The sequence below is a fragment of the Cupriavidus sp. H19C3 genome, assembly GCF_049393815.1.
GTDB lineage: Bacteria > Pseudomonadota > Gammaproteobacteria > Burkholderiales > Burkholderiaceae > Cupriavidus.
Map to the genome: position 1 here is coordinate 1,570,354 of NZ_CP184985.1, position 16,130 is coordinate 1,586,483.

13 protein-coding genes and 1 tRNA gene are annotated in these 16,130 nt (G+C 66.7%); 7 read left to right on the plus strand and 7 right to left on the minus strand.

Going from position 1 to position 16,130, the window contains the following annotated elements:
- Positions 1 to 62 precede the first annotated feature (62 nt).
- Together DFLDMN_RS07140 and DFLDMN_RS07145 are read left to right on the plus strand one after the other, a co-directional pair.
- Positions 63 to 1,169 (plus strand): NAD(P)/FAD-dependent oxidoreductase, encoded by a 1,107-nt coding sequence (locus DFLDMN_RS07140; protein WP_423197768.1) that lies wholly within the window; start codon positions 63 to 65, stop codon positions 1,167 to 1,169.
- A 298-nt stretch (positions 1,170 to 1,467) separates the two neighbouring features.
- Positions 1,468 to 1,543: transfer RNA gene (locus DFLDMN_RS07145), tRNA-Asn, on the plus strand.
- A 183-nt stretch (positions 1,544 to 1,726) separates the two neighbouring features.
- On the opposite strand, the gene DFLDMN_RS07150 is transcribed toward DFLDMN_RS07145, so the two are convergent.
- Complete coding sequence (locus tag DFLDMN_RS07150; protein ID WP_423197769.1) at positions 1,727 to 4,627, minus strand: autotransporter outer membrane beta-barrel domain-containing protein; 2,901 nt, start codon at positions 4,625 to 4,627, stop codon at positions 1,727 to 1,729.
- 178 nt (positions 4,628 to 4,805) lie between these two features.
- On the minus strand, positions 4,806 to 6,761 hold the full coding sequence (locus DFLDMN_RS07155; protein WP_423197770.1) for a M14 family zinc carboxypeptidase: 1,956 nt from the start codon (positions 6,759 to 6,761) through the stop codon (positions 4,806 to 4,808).
- Positions 6,762 to 6,978: 217 nt separating this feature from the next.
- Here DFLDMN_RS07155 and DFLDMN_RS07160 point away from each other — a divergent pair, with 217 nt between their 5' ends.
- The 3 genes from DFLDMN_RS07160 (at position 6,979) to rpsU (ending at position 9,106) form a co-directional block, all read left to right on the plus strand.
- Positions 6,979 to 7,821 carry an AraC family ligand binding domain-containing protein gene (locus tag DFLDMN_RS07160; protein WP_423197771.1) on the plus strand — a complete coding sequence of 281 codons (843 nt, stop codon included), beginning with the start codon at positions 6,979 to 6,981 and terminating at the stop codon, positions 7,819 to 7,821.
- 21 nt (positions 7,822 to 7,842) lie between these two features.
- Positions 7,843 to 8,529 carry a LysE family translocator gene (locus DFLDMN_RS07165; RefSeq protein WP_423197772.1) on the plus strand — a complete coding sequence of 229 codons (687 nt, stop codon included), beginning with the start codon at positions 7,843 to 7,845 and terminating at the stop codon, positions 8,527 to 8,529.
- A gap of 364 nt (positions 8,530 to 8,893) precedes the next feature.
- A complete protein-coding gene (gene rpsU, locus DFLDMN_RS07170; RefSeq protein ID WP_029044331.1) occupies positions 8,894 to 9,106 on the plus strand; it encodes a 30S ribosomal protein S21 in 213 nt (70 codons plus the stop codon).
- Between the two features lie 86 nt (positions 9,107 to 9,192).
- On the opposite strand, the gene DFLDMN_RS07175 is transcribed toward rpsU, so the two are convergent.
- Complete coding sequence (locus tag DFLDMN_RS07175) at positions 9,193 to 9,810, minus strand: LysE family translocator (RefSeq protein ID WP_423197774.1); 618 nt, start codon at positions 9,808 to 9,810, stop codon at positions 9,193 to 9,195.
- Between the two features lie 149 nt (positions 9,811 to 9,959).
- On the opposite strand from DFLDMN_RS07175, the gene nodI reads away from it, so the two are divergent.
- The gene (gene nodI, locus DFLDMN_RS07180) at positions 9,960 to 10,904 is read left to right on the plus strand and encodes a nodulation factor ABC transporter ATP-binding protein NodI (protein WP_423198347.1); all 945 of its coding nucleotides are present in this window, start codon (positions 9,960 to 9,962) and stop codon (positions 10,902 to 10,904) included.
- 1 nt (position 10,905) lies between these two features.
- Complete coding sequence (locus DFLDMN_RS07185; protein ID WP_423197776.1) at positions 10,906 to 11,781, plus strand: ABC transporter permease; 876 nt, start codon at positions 10,906 to 10,908, stop codon at positions 11,779 to 11,781.
- Positions 11,782 to 11,891: 110 nt separating this feature from the next.
- Here DFLDMN_RS07185 and DFLDMN_RS07190 read toward each other — a convergent pair whose 3' ends face one another.
- The 4 genes from DFLDMN_RS07190 to DFLDMN_RS07205 form a co-directional block, all read right to left on the minus strand.
- A complete protein-coding gene (locus DFLDMN_RS07190; RefSeq protein ID WP_423197777.1) occupies positions 11,892 to 13,097 on the minus strand; it encodes an O-succinylhomoserine sulfhydrylase in 1,206 nt (401 codons plus the stop codon).
- Between the two features lie 13 nt (positions 13,098 to 13,110).
- The gene (gene purF, locus DFLDMN_RS07195; RefSeq protein ID WP_423197778.1) at positions 13,111 to 14,640 is read right to left on the minus strand and encodes an amidophosphoribosyltransferase; all 1,530 of its coding nucleotides are present in this window, start codon (positions 14,638 to 14,640) and stop codon (positions 13,111 to 13,113) included.
- A 124-nt stretch (positions 14,641 to 14,764) separates the two neighbouring features.
- Positions 14,765 to 15,262 carry a CvpA family protein gene (locus DFLDMN_RS07200; RefSeq protein ID WP_423197779.1) on the minus strand — a complete coding sequence of 166 codons (498 nt, stop codon included), beginning with the start codon at positions 15,260 to 15,262 and terminating at the stop codon, positions 14,765 to 14,767.
- Positions 15,263 to 15,334: 72 nt separating this feature from the next.
- The gene (locus DFLDMN_RS07205; protein ID WP_423197780.1) at positions 15,335 to 16,087 is read right to left on the minus strand and encodes an SPOR domain-containing protein; all 753 of its coding nucleotides are present in this window, start codon (positions 16,085 to 16,087) and stop codon (positions 15,335 to 15,337) included.
- Positions 16,088 to 16,130: the final 43 nt, after the last annotated feature.

Sequence of the window (16,130 nt, forward strand, 5' to 3'; positions counted from 1 at the left end):
TCCCCGCGCGCTTTCCCGCAATGCCGGGCACCTTTGCGTGCCCACAACGTATCAGGACGAATATGGACTTGAGCATTCCCAATCCCGTGGCCGACGCGACGCAGCAAGGCAACGGTGCCAACACCGGCGGCCAACCGCTGGAAATCGACGCGCTGATCGTCGGGGCCGGCCCCGTCGGTCTTTTCCAGGTCTTCGAACTGGGCCTGCTCGAGATCAAGGCGCACGTGATCGACTCGCTCAAGGTGGTCGGCGGCCAGTGCGTGGAGCTGTATCCGGACAAGCCGATCTACGACATCCCGGCCGTGCCCATCTGTACCGGCCAGGAACTGACCGACAACCTGCTCAAGCAGATCGAGCCGTTCGAGCCCACGTTCCACCTGGGCCAGGAAGTCACGATCGTCGAGCGCCGTGAGGATGGCCGCTTCTTCGTCGAGACCTCGCTCGGGACGCGCTTTCTCACCAAGACCATCTTTATCGCCGCGGGCGTGGGTTCGTTCCAGCCGCGTACGGTCAAGGTGGAAGGCATCGACAAGTTCGACGGCAAGCAACTGTTCTACCGCGTCAAGGATCCGAGCCGCTTCCACGGCCGCAACCTCGTGATCGTCGGCGGCGGCGACTCCGCGCTCGACTGGGCGCTGGACCTCGTCGGCAAGGCCGAATCGGTGGTGCTGCTGCATCGTCGCGACGGCTTCCGCGCGGCACCGGCATCGGTGGCCAAGATGAAGGATCTGTGCGAACAGATGGAGATGCAGTTCCTGGTCGGCCAGATCAGCGGCTACGACGAGCGCGATGGCGTGCTGACCGAAGTCAAGGTAACCGGCGCCGACGGCGTGACGCGCCGCCTGCCGCTCGACGACCTGCTGGTGTTCTTCGGCCTGTCGCCGAAGCTCGGCCCGATCGCCGAGTGGGGCCTCGACCTGGAGCGCAAGCAGATCAAGGTGGATACCGAGAAGTTCGAAACGAATATCCCGGGCATCTTCGCGGTGGGCGACATCAACACCTACCCCGGCAAGAAGAAACTGATCCTGTCCGGCTTCCACGAAGCCGCGCTGGCAGCGTTCGGCGCCGCGCCGTACATCTTCCCGGAAAAGAAGATCCACATGCAGTACACGACGACTTCGCCGAAGCTGCACAAGATTCTCGGCGTGGAATCGCCGGTGTTCGACTGAGCACGGCAAGCGCCATCGAAAAAAACCGCCTGCGGGCGGTTTTTTTCTGGCACAAACGAAAAAGGCTCGCTATAATGCGGCCTCGCTGTTGAGCACGGCAGGCCGTACGGGTGGCAGAATCTCCCGGATGCCAGGCTGCAAGCCAAGCCAGAAGCCGATTCTGGCGTCGCGCGCACAGTGACCGAATTTCCGTCGAACGCTGGTTAATGTTGGCCGTAACGCTTTCACACGAAAGCAAAACATTAAAAAGTTGTTGACGAAATAAAGAGAAGGTGGTTATAATTTCTTTCTCTGCTGTTCCCCGATAGCTCAGTCGGTAGAGCGCCGGACTGTTAATCCGTAGGTCCCTGGTTCGAGCCCAGGTCGGGGAGCCACCCAATAGGAAAGGCCGATGCGAAAGCATCGGCCTTTTGCTTTTCGCTTTTCGCTTTTCGCTTTTCGCTTTCCGCTTTCCGCTCTCTCCGCTTTCCTTTTTTGCTTTCCGCCTTCTGCCTGTTGCTGCCCGGCGGCATGGCATCTCCGGTTCCATCGCGCATGGTGCGCCGCCATGGTCGCTCCTACCAGGTGTACCGCACCCCGAGCGACCCCGAATAGCTGCGATAGTCGCCACCGAAGCCTTTCCGCAGCACCCCCTGCACCCATCCGCTCCAGTTGCGTCCCAACTCGGCCTGCGCGCCGATCTTCACCTCGCCGATATCGCCCGAGCTCGACGCGGACTGACTCTGCCCATTGAATGCCACCGCGTTATCGCCAGTTGCATGCCACCAGTTCAGCGTCAGGAACGGCTGCGCACGCAGCGCGCTCCGGTTGAGCGCGCGCGCATAGGCGCGTACCCCCAACCGGGTCTGCACGCCGCTGGCGCCATCGGCCGCGATGCGCGTGCCGTTGCGTTCCACATGACCGCCACCGGTGTACGACACGCCGGTCACCTGCGCCTGCGGCTCGACGTACCACAGGTACTGCCGCCCGCGACTGAGGGGCAGCGCGTAACCAATCTCCAGCGAGCCCGACCACGTGGCGCTGTGATAGTCCTCGCGCGGCAGCGACTGTCCGCTCACGGTGTTGCTGTAGTGCCCATACTGGATCCAGGCATCGACATAGGTGCCACCGGGGTCCGTCACGTACTCGTACCAGGTGCCATAGACGCCGACGCTGTAGCCGTCCACCTCGCCATCGGCGCGATAGCCCGTCACGCTGGAGTCCGTATGGCTCGACGCATGGCCGATGCCGGCCATCAACCCGAGGTGGTAACGGCCCTGGCCCTGACCCCGCCCCTGCCGCCAGCGATGAATATCGCCGCCGAACTGCAGGAGCGTCGTGGTCGTGCCCGTATCGAGCTGCGCGCGGCCGGACGACATGTCGGCATGGCCTACCGCCACCCTTGCCCAGCCCGCATGCGCGGTACCGGGGCGCGGCAGGAAGCGGCGCTCGGTCAGGACCTCGTCCCCCACGCGATCGTGCAGGCTGTGCCGGAACATGTCGCGCGCGGCAGCCTGGTTGGCGAGATAGGCACCGACCTCGGGCCGGATGATGGGGATCACTGGCGCAGGTGCCGGCGGCTTTGGCGTGGGGGGATCGGGCGGATCAGGCGCGGGGGGCGGCACGGGCGCGGGCGGATTCAGCGCGGAGCGCAGATACCAGTTGCCGTCGCCACCATCGGTCACACCCCCCTGATACAGCCGGTAATCGTAGGCACCCGCTACCACGCGCCCATCGAGTACAAACGCCCCCGAGGCAGAGGCCGCGCGATCGAGCACGTTGACGACGGCGATGCCGTCGCCCGGCGTCAATGCGCCCGCGCCGCCGGCATTGCGCACGGCCAGGCGCGTGGCGCCGGCCGCGCCCACCCGCGTGCCGTCCACCACCAGTACATCGGAAATCCCATGCGAAGCGCCATCGTCGAGCACGGTATCGACCTTCAGCGTGCCGCCGTTCGATACGAAGGTGCCGCCACCGCTGGTGCCGGCCGACGCACCGCCGCTGATCAGCAGCACATCGCCCGCGACCGGGTTGCGCTGCAGGTCGAGCGTGCCGGTCTGGGTGAAGCTCTGCACGCCGAGCAACTGACCCTGCGCGGGCCCTTGCAGGGCGAGCGCGTGACGTGCATCGCCAAATGGCAGATACTGGCCCGTGGCGTCGAGCGAGGTCGCGGTGCCATCGTGCGTGGCGAGCGCAAGCGTCCCCGTGTTGTCGACGGTGTTGGCACCGCTGGTGCCAAGATCGCTGACGCCGACGGCAAGCCGCGTCCGCACCTGCGCGCCGGCTTCCGCCACGGCGCCACGCAGCGTCCAGGTGCCGCTGTTCTCCAGCGTGACCGCCGATGTGCGCGCCGCCACGCTGCCAGTCATGTCGCCGCTGTTGACGATATGCAGGGTCTTGCCTGTGCTGGACCGGTCGAGCACGTCGGCGACGATGGCCACGTCGCTCAGCGCATCGAGCGTGCCGGCGTTGACGATGGTCTGCGCCGCCCCACCGTCGAGCGCGATGGCGGCCCCCTTTCCGCCACCGCCATGGATCTTGCCTGACGGCGCATTGTCGATCGCGATGTTGCCCCCGGTTCTGACCCATAGCGCCGGCAGGTCCGCCGTGGCCCCCTGACTCACGATCTCGCCCGACTGGCGGATGGTGATGGCAGCCGTGCCGGAAAGGGCGTAGATGCCTGCAGCGGCCTGGCCGGTGCGGATCGTTCCCGCATTGCCGATGTCGATGGGCCCATTGAGCGAGAACGCATCGATGCCATGCGACGCCACGCCGTCCGTGGTGACCAGACCGCCGTTCTCGACATGCACGCGCTCGGGTCCGCTGACCACGATGGCCGAGGCCTTGGTGCCGGTCGTCTCGATGGTCTGGCCGGCATCCGTGACGAAGTCGAGATCGGTGCCGGAGGAAGTCACCCCGACGCCGTTGGTCGAGGCATGGATCGACCCACCCGCGAGAAAGACCGAAGGCCGCCCGCCGCGCACGTATAACGCGCCAGTGGGAACGCTCGTATCGCCCGTGGCCAGCGGCCAGGCGAACAGCGATACGTTGCGCAATACCACGGTGACCGGGGCCGATCCCGGTCCGACCGTCGTGACCCCGATCGCTATGCCGCCACTCTGGGGCGAAGCGATACTGCCTCCGTCGAGCGAGAGGCTGGCACCGCCGATGCCGACAACTTCGAGCACCGGGAATCCCAGCACCGTGGCAGCGTTGGTGAAGGACACGCCGGCACCCGTCACGCCGATCGTGCCAAGGGGTGCGCTGGCGGCAAAGCTTGCGCGGCCCGCGTCGACCGACCACTGGCTCAGTCGCACCGTACCGTTGCCGCCCGCATAGTTGCTCGTCACCGGACCGATATCGATGCCCGTGCATGCGACGGCAGCGGTATCGAGCCCCATGCATGCGGCATGCGTGCGGCCCGCCAGCACGAAGGATATGGACAGCGACGCCATCCATCTGATGCGCGATCTGTTCACGATGCCTTCTCCCGGGAAAAGGCTGCACTGCAAGTATTTGTTCTACGCGCGTCGCATGGGCTCGCAACGCACGCTTAGAGTATGGGTCGCGCGTGCGCGAATAGGCGTCAGATGCTGTGGCGACGATGCGAGTTATCCGCTGTCGCATCAGAAGCGCATGCGGCCATGCGCATCACGTTCATTTGCCCAGGCGGCTCGATGGCGGGGTGATATCGATAAACACGGCATCGGGCGGGCCATAGTTCCAGTCGGCTCCCACGCCCTGCACGTAGAGCAGGTGCCGGCCTGATGCCAGGCCGGATGTATCGACCACGCCGGACACTTCCACCGTCGGTCCCGTTCGTCGCGCATCGAGCCGGATCCGCTGTGCCCCGGCCTCATCGGGAAACATGCCGACCGAAGCATAGGCGCCGCGCACAGGCGCCGCACGGTTGCGCGGCACAGCCGGCTGGCCGCGCAGGCCCGCATCGTACCGGTACCGGTCATCGTCGATGGTCGCGCGGATCACGACTGGCTGGCCACGCTGTGCCGTGTTGCGCGACAACCGGATGTCGCTCACGTCTGGGCCGCGCGCGAGCAGGCGCGGCGCATGCAACGTGCGGGCCGCGTAGCGCAGCGCATCGAACAGCGGCGGCGCCGTGCTGCGCTCGAATTCATAGCAGGGCTCGTAGAACGACTTGCCGATCTCGAGCGTCATGGCGGGCACGCCGAGTTCGGCCAGGAACATCGACGGGGCATCGCCTTCCACCGGATACCGCAGTTGCCGCGTGGCACGGTAGCGCGTGTGCCAGGCGATGCGCTGGGCCAGCGCCGACAGGTCCATGTCGGCCGGCAGCTGGCCTTCCAGCTCGGGCCACAGGATCCATCCGCCGTAACTGTGCAGGTCGAGATAGAGCCCGGGATAGTCGCGCGGGATGCCATGCGGCGATTCGCGTGCCGGCTCGTCCAATGCCGTGGTCGCGGACCTGGAGGCGGATGTGGACGCGGTCGTGGACGCGGTCGTGGACGTGGACGCGGTCGTGGTCGTGGGCGTGGGCGTGGGCGTGGGCGTGGGCATGGACCTGAATGGCGACGTGGCGCGCAGGTTGGGCAAGACACCGCCACGGTAGCTTCCACCTGCATCCCTGACGCCGGCGATGTAGTGCACGATCGACCGCGTCTCGGCCTCGGACAGCGCGGCCGCGCCACGATAGGTTTCATCGCACGGATCGGACGACGATGCTTTGCCGTCGCTGCCATTCCACCCATACGAAAAATTGCGGTTGAGGTCGACACCGGATTCGAGCGGCGCCGCGCTGCAGTAACCGTCGGCGACATTGACGTTCTTGCGCCAGCCGCCGCCGGTCGACATCGCACTGCGCTCGGCCAGCGCCCTGCCGTCGGGATTCGCATGCGCGATGAAGTGCAATTCGTGGCGATCGAGCAGCCAGGTCGCGGTCGGCTCCGTCCCGTAGTTGCGCACGAGCCATTCGGCAAAACGCATGGCGATCTCCGCCGTTGCCATTTCGCGCGCGTGCAGCGATGCGGTGACCACCATGCGCGGCTGGCGATGCCCGGCCGGCTTGCTGCGGCCGAGCACGAGCGCGAGGATGCCGTCGCGAGCGCCGCGGCCAAAGCTGTCGGGCCATTGCGCGCGCAACGCCGCGGGCACGGCCCGCTCGGCGACGTCGCGCAATGCCAGTCCGCGCTGCTGGCTCCACGTCAGCCCCACCGGCGCGACCCGCGCCAGGTGGGGAAAATGCCGCGCCAGCTCCATCATGTCGGCGTTGACGCGCCCCACCTGGCGATAGCACGACGCCACGTTGGCATAGGGCTCCGCCACCGCGCGCGGCCGGCGTGGCGCCCCCGCCTGCTGCAGGAAGCCCGCGATGCGCGCCGTGTCGAACTCATCCACCTCCACGGCAAGGCCCGCGGCGCGCAGTGCCGCCATGCCGCGCGCACCGGTCTCGATGCGGGCTACGCCGGCGGCTTCGTCGAGCGCGAAATGGCCGACGATGCGCGCGAGGCGGCTGGCGTCTTCAGGCGAGGCCAGGGTAACGCGTGCCGACCACACCGCAGGCACGCCGTGCGCCGGGCTCGGTCCGGCTGCGATCGCAAGGCCCAGCGCCATGCCGCCGATTGCACTGAAGTCCATGATGGCCTCTCCTTCGCCCGCTGTCTTGCCATGCAGGCTAGACGGCGACCCTCCGCGCGGCCATCGCCGGATTCCGAACTTTCCGACGAGCAAGTCACGTTCGCGCGGCCGCGCATGGACTGCACAAACCTTCCAGACAGCGCGCACGGGTGGGCGTAACATCGGCCGGGCAGCGCGCGACCCTGCGCCGCCCGTATCAGACAGGAAAGCCCCCGCCGTGACCGCCAGCAGCTGGATCGACCTCAGGCACGATGCCCAGACCGGCATCGAGTCCCTGCATGCCCATTTCGAGGGCCATGCGTACGATCCGCATTGGCACGACAGTTACCTGATCGGCTACACGCAGCAGGGCATCCAGCAATTCCACTGCCGCCGCTCCGTGCACAGCAGCACGCCGGGCCAGGTCTTCATGCTGGAGCCCGGCGAAATCCACGACGGGCGCGCCGTGGCGCCAGACGGCTTTACCTATGCCTCGCTGATGCTTGACCCGCAGTGGATCGAGCGCGAATTGCGCGCGGTGTTTGCCGAGGCCCCCGAACATTGCCTGCCGGGGTTCGCCAGCACGCTGCAACGCGACCCGCGGCTGACCGCGGCGGTGGTGCAGGCGCACCGGGCCGCGCATGAGCCGTCCTCGCGCATGGATCGGCAGTCGGCCTTCGATACGCTGCTGATCCGCCTGACGGCCCATCTGCAATGGCGCCAGCGCACCACCGGCGATCCACGTCTGCCACTCGCCGCCGCACGGGCGCGCGACTATCTCCATGACCACCTTGGCGACGATGTCGGGCTCGACGACCTCGCGGCCGCAGCCGGGGTCGATCGCTTCCGGCTTACGCGCGCGTTCAAGGCCGCTTTCGGCCTGGCGCCGCACGCCTACCTCGTGCAGATGCGCCTGGCCCATGCGCGGCGGCTGCTGGCGGCGGGCGTCACCCCGGTCGACACGGCCGCCGCGCTCGGCTTTGCCGACCAGAGCCACCTGGGCCGCTGGTTCCGGCGTGCCTATGGCCTGACGCCGGCGGCTTACCGTCAGCGCTGCTCAAACGTTCCAGACATCGGCTAGGGCGCGCGGCAACATGGCCGCATGAACCCGACCCTGCCCCTGCTCCCGTTCCTGCTGTTCGCGTTCGTTGCCTCGATCACGCCGGGACCCACCAATATCCTCATCCTGTCCAACAGCGCCCGTCATGGCGTGAGGGCGTCGCTCCCGATCGTGTTCGGCGGTTGCGGTGGCGCGGCGCTGCTGGTGCTGGTGGTCGGTCTGGGCATCGGCGAAACGCTGACCCATCATCCCGACGTGCAGCGCGCGATGGCATGGGGCGGCGTGCTGTGGCTGACGTGGCTGGCGTGGAAGATCTTCAGCAGTCCGGCCGCGGCGATCGAGGTGACGGCCGCTCCGGGAGCCACCACGACGGGACGCACGACGGGACCCACTGCGGACCCCGCTACGGAGAGCCCCGGCGCGGCGGCCACCCCACCCCGTCCGCTCGGCCTTGCCGGTGCCGCGGGGCTCCAGCTGATCAACCCCAAGACGTGGCTGATGGCCGTCGCCGTGGTCAGCGTGTTTGCCGGCCATGGCGCCGACCAGGCGCATAACGTGCTGCTGCTGTCGCTGGCCTTCTTTGGGATGGCCGTGCCCTGCATGCTGGCCTGGGCCTGCCTGGGCGCCGGCGCGGCACGCTTTCTGCGGTCGCCGGTCACGATGAAGCGGTTCGACCGTCTGATGGCACTCCTGCTGCTGGCATCGGCCTGGATGAGCTTGCTCGAATGAGCAGTTTTCGCCTTGCGCGCGCGCCGGGCGCACTTTTCTAGCGCCATGGCGCTGTTTTCAAGACTTTTGCTTGACTGGCCGACCGTAAACCTGTAAAAGCTTACCGGCGTATTACTTGCGCAAGACCCACGGAAACAAGGTAGCCCGCCAAGTTTTTACTACGTAGGAAAATTTGGCTCATCACCCCGCGCCAGCAACGCTGTTGCAGGTTCACGGGGGGCACCGCGGCATTCGTCGCAGCGTGCATACCACTGTCGCCAAAGGCTCCGGAGCCCGGACGCGACGCCGTTTCCCCCCGTATGAACCCGCCGCTGTGTGCAGGCATGACATGTGCCAGACCACCGGCACTTCCCAAAGGACTGAGTTGACTAAGATCGTTCTGAAACCGGGTGAGCCCGTTGAAGTTGCAATGCGTCGTTTCCGTCGCGCCATTCTGCAGACTGGCCTGATCGTGGAACTGAAGAGCCGTACGGCCTACGAAAAGCCGACGACCGAACGCAAGCGCAAGAAGAAGGCCGCCGAGTCGCGCCTGCGCAAGCGTCTGCGCATGCAAATGCTGCCGAAGAAGCTGTACTGATTCGGGCCAGCAGATAGAAAAACCGCCAGATCTCTGGCGGTTTTTTCTTTTTGGGCCCGCATCGCGGGACCCTTGTCACGCTGCGCTCAGGTCCGCGTCGCAATCAATGCGCCGGCACCGATCAGCGTAATGCCGCCGGCACGCTGCACATTGGCCTGCGCGCGCCGCGTGGTCAGCCGGTGCGCCAGCGAGCGCGCCAGCAGCGCATAGACCATCGCATTTGCGCTCGCCATGACGACAAAGGTCGGGATCAGCACCGCCGCCTGTGGCCAGAAGGCCGCGCGTGCGTCGATAAACTGCGGCACGAAGGCCACGAAAAACACGATGCTCTTGGGATTGAGCGCGGTGACCAGCCACGCTTTGGCAAAGCGCTGTGGGCCACTGCCGGCCTGCGACGCCACCTCCATCGCACCGGCCCGGCCGGCAGCGCGCAGAGCCTGAATACCCAGATAGACCAGATAGGCGGCACCTGCCCACTTGAGCGCGGTGAACAGCGCGGCGGAAGCCGCCAGCACCGCGCCAAGGCCGGCCATGGACAACGTGAAGGCGGTCAGGTCACCCGCTGCCACACCAGCGACCGTGGCAAACGCGCTGCGCCCGCGATGCGCCAGCGCATCGCCGATCACGAGCAGGATGGTGGGACCCGGGATGATCAGGATCACCACACTGGTCAGCACAAACGCAAGCCAGTGCTCGAAACTCATGGACGCCTCCCGTCATGTATGTTTGCGAATCGTGACAGCGTAGTGCAAAGCGCGCCATCTGTCTCCTTCCCCGTTGGTGCCGGTTGGGGCCCGTTGCCGGCCGCCCGGCGCGCAGGGGTGCTGCATTGCACCAACGCACGGTCGGCATAATGGCGGGTATCGTACTTTTACCGGGTTCTGCCTTGACTGCCATCCTTCAACTGCGCAAGGTGCGCAAGATGTACGGCAATACGGTCGTGGTCGACGATCTCGACCTCGAAGTCCAGCGCGGCCAGTGCTTTGGCCTGCTGGGCCCTAACGGCGCCGGCAAGACCACCACGCTGCGCATGCTGCTCGGCCTCACCACGCCCGCCTCGGGCACGCTGATGCTATGCGGCGAGCCCATTCCCCAGCGGGCGCCACAGGCGCGCATGCGCGTCGGCGTGGTGCCGCAGTTCGACAACCTCGATCCCGATTTCACCGTGATCGAGAACCTGCGCATCTTCGGCCGCTATTTCGGCCTGTCGTCGGCCGAAATCGAGCGCCGCGTGCCCGGGCTGCTGGAATTCGCGCGGCTCGAGAACCGCGCCGGCGCACAGGTACGCGACCTCTCGGGCGGCATGCGCCGCCGCCTGACGGTGGCGCGCGCGTTGATCAACGATCCCGACCTGCTGGTCATGGACGAGCCCACCACGGGCCTCGACCCCCAGGCGCGCCACCTGATCTGGGAACGATTGAAATCGCTGATCGCCGCCGGCAAGACGATTCTGCTGACCACGCATTTCATGGAGGAAGCGGAACGCCTCTGCAACCATCTGTGCGTGATCGACGGGGGCCGCAAGATCGCCGAAGGCAAACCCCATGAACTGATCGACCGGGAAATCGGCTGCGACGTGGTGGAAATCTACGGCGACGAACTGGAGCCGATGCACGCACAGGTCAAGGACCTGGCCGAACGCGCCGAGATGCGCGGCGAGACGCTGTTCTGCTACGTACGCGAGCCCGCGCCCCTGCTGGCCATGCTGCATGGCCGCCCCGGCATCCGCTACCTGCACCGGCCCGCCAATCTCGAGGACGTATTCCTCAAGCTGACCGGCCGCGACATGAGAGATTGAGATGAGCGAACACGATCCCGTCAATACCTCGCCCGCCGCCGGCAACGTGCATCCCGCGGGCCATGGGGCCGCGGCCGGCACGCCGGCGCGCCAGCACTATCCGCAACCGCTGCTGCCACGCAATGCGCGCAACTGGATGATGGTCTGGTACCGCAACTTCCTGGTGTGGCGCAAGCTGGCCATTCCGTCGATGATCGGCAACCTGGCCGACCCGATGATCTACCTGTTCGGCCTGGGCCTCGGGCTCGGGCTGCTGGTGGGCCAGGTGCATGGCGTCTCGTATATCGCGTTTCTGGCGGCCGGCACCACGGCGTCGAGCGTGATGATGTCGGCCAGCTTCGAGGCCATGTATTCGGCGTTCTCGCGCATGCATGTGCAACGCACGTGGGAAGCGATCATGCACGCGCCGCTCACGCTCGGCGACGTGGTGCTGGGCGAGATCGCCTGGGCCGCCAGCAAGGCCGTGCTGTCGGGCGTGGCGATCATGATCGTGGCGAGCGCGCTCGGCTACGCGCGCTTTCCGGGCGCGCTGGCGGCGTTGCCGGTGATCGTGCTGGCCGGCATTGCCTTTGCGAGCCTGGCCATGATCGTGACCTCGCTGGCGCCGAGCTACGACTTCTTCATGTTCTACCAGACGCTGGTGATGACGCCGATGCTGCTGCTGTCCGGCGTGTTCTTTCCGCTCGACCAGCTGCCCGACGCCGCGCGCGCCGCAACGTACGCGCTACCGCTCGCGCACGCGGTAGCGCTGATCCGGCCATTGATGCTGGGGACACCGGTGGACAATGTGGCGCTGCACCTCGGCGTGCTGATCGCCTACGCCGTGGTCGCGCTGATGGTGGCACTGGTGTTGTTGCGCAGGCGCATGCTGCGCTGAGGGGTGAGCCGGGAGCGCGCGTACCGGTCAGGCATGCGCGCTCCCGTCAGCGGCTCGGTTGCGGCTCGGTTGCGGCTCGCTGCCGACCGCAGGGGATCGGCTTGACGCGCTTATTCGCCGAGGCCGCGCAGCAGATCGGCCTTCAGGTCCGCCACCGATTCCAGACCCACCGACAGGCGGATCAGCCCTTCGCTGATACCGGCCGCGGCCTTGGCCTCGGGCGCCACGCGCAGGTGCGTGGTGGTGTACGGGTGCGTGATGGTGGTACGCGTATCGCCCAGGTTGCCCGTGATCGAGCACAACTTCGTGCTGTCGATCACGCGCCAGGCATTGGCGCGCTGCTGCTCGGGCGTGTCGCCCTTGACTTCGAACGAGACGATCGCACCGCCGCCGCTCTGCTGGCGCATGGCCACGTCGTATTGCGGATGCGACTTCAGCGCCGGGTGGAACACGCGCGACACCGCCGGATGCGACTCCAGGAACTCGGCGATGGCGAGCGCATTCGACGAATGACGCTCCATGCGAATGGCCAGCGTCTCCATGCCCTTGAGCATCACCCAGGCATTGAACGCCGACAGCGTCGGGCCCGCGGTCCGCACGAACGGAAACACCTTGCCCATGATGAAGTCGCGCTTGCCGACGATGGCGCCGCCGAGCACGCGGCCCTGGCCGTCGATATGCTTGGTGGCCGAATGCACCACCACGTCCGCGCCGAACTTCAGCGGCTGCTGCAGCGCTGGCGAGCAGAAGCAGTTGTCGACCACGAACAGCGCGCCCGCGTTATGCGCAATATCGGCCACCGCGGCAATGTCGGCCACCTCGGTGAGCGGGTTGGACGGCGTCTCCAGGAAGAACAGCTTCGTGTTCGGCCGCACCGCCGCGCGCCACGCCGACAGGTCGTGACCGTCGACATAGGTGGTCTCCACGCCGAACTTGCCCAGCACGGCGTTGAACAGCGTCATCGTGGAACCGAAGATCGAGCGCGAGCTGACGATATGGTCGCCGGACTGCAGCGTGGCCAGCGCGATCGAAAGGATCGCGCTCATGCCAGACGCCGTCGCCTGGCAGGCTTCCCCGCCCTCCAGCGCGGCCAGCCGCGCCTGGAACATCGAGACCGTCGGATTGGTAAAGCGCGAGTAGGTGTAGGCCTCTTCCGAGTTGGCAAAGCGCTCGGCGGCTTCGGCGGCGTTGGCGAAGCAGAAGCTAGAGGTCAGGTAGATCGCCTCGGAGTGCTCCATGAACTCGCTGCGCAGCGTGCCGGCGCGCACGCCGAGGGTATCGATGCCAAGGGAGGCGGGGTCGAACGGTTCGCTCATCGTGTCGGTGTGTTTACTCGTTGCCGCCCGAACGCTGCAGGTGCAGCTGGGAACGCTCGGTGTCCGCATTGGTACCGTCGCGGTCAGCCTGGCTGCGTGCCGTTTCCAGGCGCTCCAGGTAGGCCTCGTCGATATCGCCGGTGATGTAGCGGCCATCGAAGCACGAGGCATCGAAGTCGCCCAGCGCCGGGTTGATGTCGCGCACCGCCTGCTTCATCGCTTCCACGTCCTGGTACACGAGCTTGTCGGCGCCGATCATGCGCGCCACTTCCTCGTCGGAGCGGCCATGGGCCACCAGTTCGCTACGCGTCGGCATGTCGATGCCGTACACGTTGGGGAACTTCACCGGCGGCGCGGCCGAGGCAAAGATCACCTTGTTGGCGCCGGCGTCGCGCGCCATCTGCACGATCTCGAACGAGGTGGTGCCACGCACGATCGAGTCGTCGACGATCAGCACGTTCTTGCCCTTGAACTCGACGCCCATCGCGTTGAGCTTCTGGCGCACCGACTTCTTGCGTACGGCCTGGCCCGGCATGATGAAGGTGCGGCCCACGTAGCGGTTCTTGAAGAACCCTTCGCGGTAGTCGACGCCGAGGTTATTGGCCACCTGCATGGCCGCGGGACGGCTCGAATCGGGAATCGGCATCACCACGTCGATATCGCCGGTCGAGATCTCGTTGCGGATCTTCTGCGCGAGGTAGTCGCCCATGCGCAGGCGCGCATCGTAGACCGGCACCCCGTCGAGGCAGGAATCCGGGCGCGCCAGATACACGTACTCGAAGATGCACGGCGTGAGCACCGGGTTGTCGGCGCACTGCTTGTTGTAGAGCTTGCCGTCGAGGTCGAGGAAGATCGCCTCGCCCGGCGCCACATCGCGCTCCATGGTGTAGCCCATGCCTTCGAGCGCCACCGACTCCGATGCGACCATGAATTCCTTGCCGGTCGGCGTGTCGATGCTGCCGAGGCAGAGCGGGCGGATGCCGAACGGATCGCGCACCGCCAGCATGCCGTAGCCGGCGATCTGCGCGGTGATGGCATAGGCGCCCTTGACGCGGCGATGCATGCCGGCCACGGCGCGGAAGATGGTCTCGGGATCGAGCCCGTTGCCGTTGCTGGCGCGCTGCAGCTCGTCGGCCAGCACGTTGAGCAGCACTTCGGAGTCGGAGTGCGTGTTGATGTGGCGGCGGTCGCGCCGGAACATCTCCTCGCGCAGCTGTTGCCAGTTGGTCAGGTTGCCGTTGTGCGCCAGGATGATGCCGTACGGCGCGTTGACGTAGAACGGCTGTGCCTCTTCCTCGCTGGAGGCCGAACCCGCCGTCGGGTAGCGCACCTGGCCGATGCCGGCGCTGCCGGGCAGGCCACGCATATTGCGCGTGCGGAACACGTCGCGCACGAGGCCGTTGGCCTTGTGCATGTGGAAAGTGCTGCCGTTGGCGGTAGCGATGCCGGCCGCATCCTGCCCGCGATGTTGCAACAGCAGCAGGCTGTCATAAATCAGTTGGTTGACAGGCGAGGTGGAAACCACGCCGACGATACCGCACATGCCAAGCTCCCAGGAAAGGCAAAGGATTCAGGGGCGCGGCCCGCCAGGGGGAAGACGGGCCCGCGTATGACGCGGCACGCCGCCGGCGTACCGCGCTCGACCCCGGGCCTGAGGCCCGGCATCTTCAAGTCTTGACGTATCTGGCCAGGTCCGGCGGCAGCCATTGCCGCGCGGCCTCCATGGCCTGCATCACATAGGGCCGGGACACCGCGTCACGCCAGAACGGTTCCTCGGGCAACTTCGTCAGGCTCGCGACCACGACGATCACCATGATCAGCAGCGCACCGCGTGCCAGCCCGAACACCAGGCCCAGGCCTCGGTCGGCGGGCTTCAACCCGGTACTCTCCAGCAACTGGCCCAGCACCGCGCCGGCCAGTGCCGCGCCAATCCACACCGCCAGGAACACGGCCACGTAGCCGAGCGCCATGCGCGTCAGTTCGCCACCGGGGAGCGAGGCCGGCATCCAGCCCGCGGCAGTCGCGCCAAAGTGGTATGCCACCACCAGGGCCGCCACCCAGCCCACCAGGGCCAGCAACTCGCGCACCAGGCCGCGCATCACACCGATCAGCGCCGACGCCACCAGGATGAACGCCACGGCGTAGTCAAAAAACGTAAAAGTCATGCGTGCGGCTCAGGTACCCGGCATCGGCCTGGCACAATCCAAGATGGGGACGGCATGGCGGGGTGCAACCGCCTATTGCTCCACAAGCTTCGAGGTCAGGCCAATGGCCCGCACACGCTTCTCCGCGGCTTCCGCGGACTCCCGATCGCTGAACGGACCCGCGCGCAGCAGGTTGCGCTCGCCATCGGCGACCATTTTCTTTTCCACATAAGCCGGCACCTTGCTCTCCTTGAGCTTGACCAGCCAGTTCTTCGCGCGTTCTTCGGAAGCGAACGCGCCGATCAGGATCAGGTACTTGCCGCCGGTGGCCTTCTCGGCCGGCTTGTCGACCTTGGCGGCGGGCTTGGCTTCGGCCACTCGCGTCTCCGGTTTGGCGTCATCGGCCCTGGGCTTGTCGGCACCAGCGCCGGCACTGCCATTGGATGGCGTACTGACGATCTCCTCGCCCGCATCGAGCGCGGCGTCGTTGCGCGCCGCCGGTGCCGGCGGCAGCGGATCGGCCTTGCGCGCCTCGACCTTGGGCTTCTGGTTCTGACCCTGGCCGTTGGCGACCTTGACGGCGACGTCCTCGGAGACCGGGCGCGGCTTGTGTTCGAAGATGATGGGCAGGACGATGATCGCCACGGCCAGCAGCACCACCGCGCCAATCAGGCGGCGGCGTGCGCGCTGCTTCTGGGGGAAATCGGGATCGAGCGTGTCGTCGGCGTAGTCTTCCGCCAGCCGCCGCGCAGCGGACGTGCCGGTGTCCGTGCGTGAGCGGCGTCCCCGCTCGGGTGCCGGATCATTGCGCGTCTTGCGGGACGAGAACATCGAAAGCAGGCCCATGGATGCCCAAAGAGTTGGTTCGATCGCACTACAACACTACGAC

Bases quoted from the DNA above. Each gene is read 5' to 3' on its own strand.
- DFLDMN_RS07140 (WP_423197768.1), top strand. From the start codon at position 63: ATGGACTTGAGCATTCCCAATCCCGTGGCCGACGCGACGCAGCAAGGC.
- DFLDMN_RS07155 (WP_423197770.1), bottom strand. From the start codon at position 6,761: ATGGACTTCAGTGCAATCGGCGGCATGGCGCTGGGCCTTGCGATCGCA.
- DFLDMN_RS07165 (WP_423197772.1), top strand. From the start codon at position 7,843: ATGAACCCGACCCTGCCCCTGCTCCCGTTCCTGCTGTTCGCGTTCGTT.
- DFLDMN_RS07175 (WP_423197774.1), bottom strand. From the start codon at position 9,810: ATGAGTTTCGAGCACTGGCTTGCGTTTGTGCTGACCAGTGTGGTGATC.
- nodI (WP_423198347.1), top strand. From the start codon at position 9,960: ATGGCGGGTATCGTACTTTTACCGGGTTCTGCCTTGACTGCCATCCTT.
- DFLDMN_RS07185 (WP_423197776.1), top strand. From the start codon at position 10,906: ATGAGCGAACACGATCCCGTCAATACCTCGCCCGCCGCCGGCAACGTG.
- DFLDMN_RS07190 (WP_423197777.1), bottom strand. From the start codon at position 13,097: ATGAGCGAACCGTTCGACCCCGCCTCCCTTGGCATCGATACCCTCGGC.
- purF (WP_423197778.1), bottom strand. From the start codon at position 14,640: ATGTGCGGTATCGTCGGCGTGGTTTCCACCTCGCCTGTCAACCAACTG.
- DFLDMN_RS07200 (WP_423197779.1), bottom strand. From the start codon at position 15,262: ATGACTTTTACGTTTTTTGACTACGCCGTGGCGTTCATCCTGGTGGCG.
- DFLDMN_RS07205 (WP_423197780.1), bottom strand. From the start codon at position 16,087: ATGGGCCTGCTTTCGATGTTCTCGTCCCGCAAGACGCGCAATGATCCG.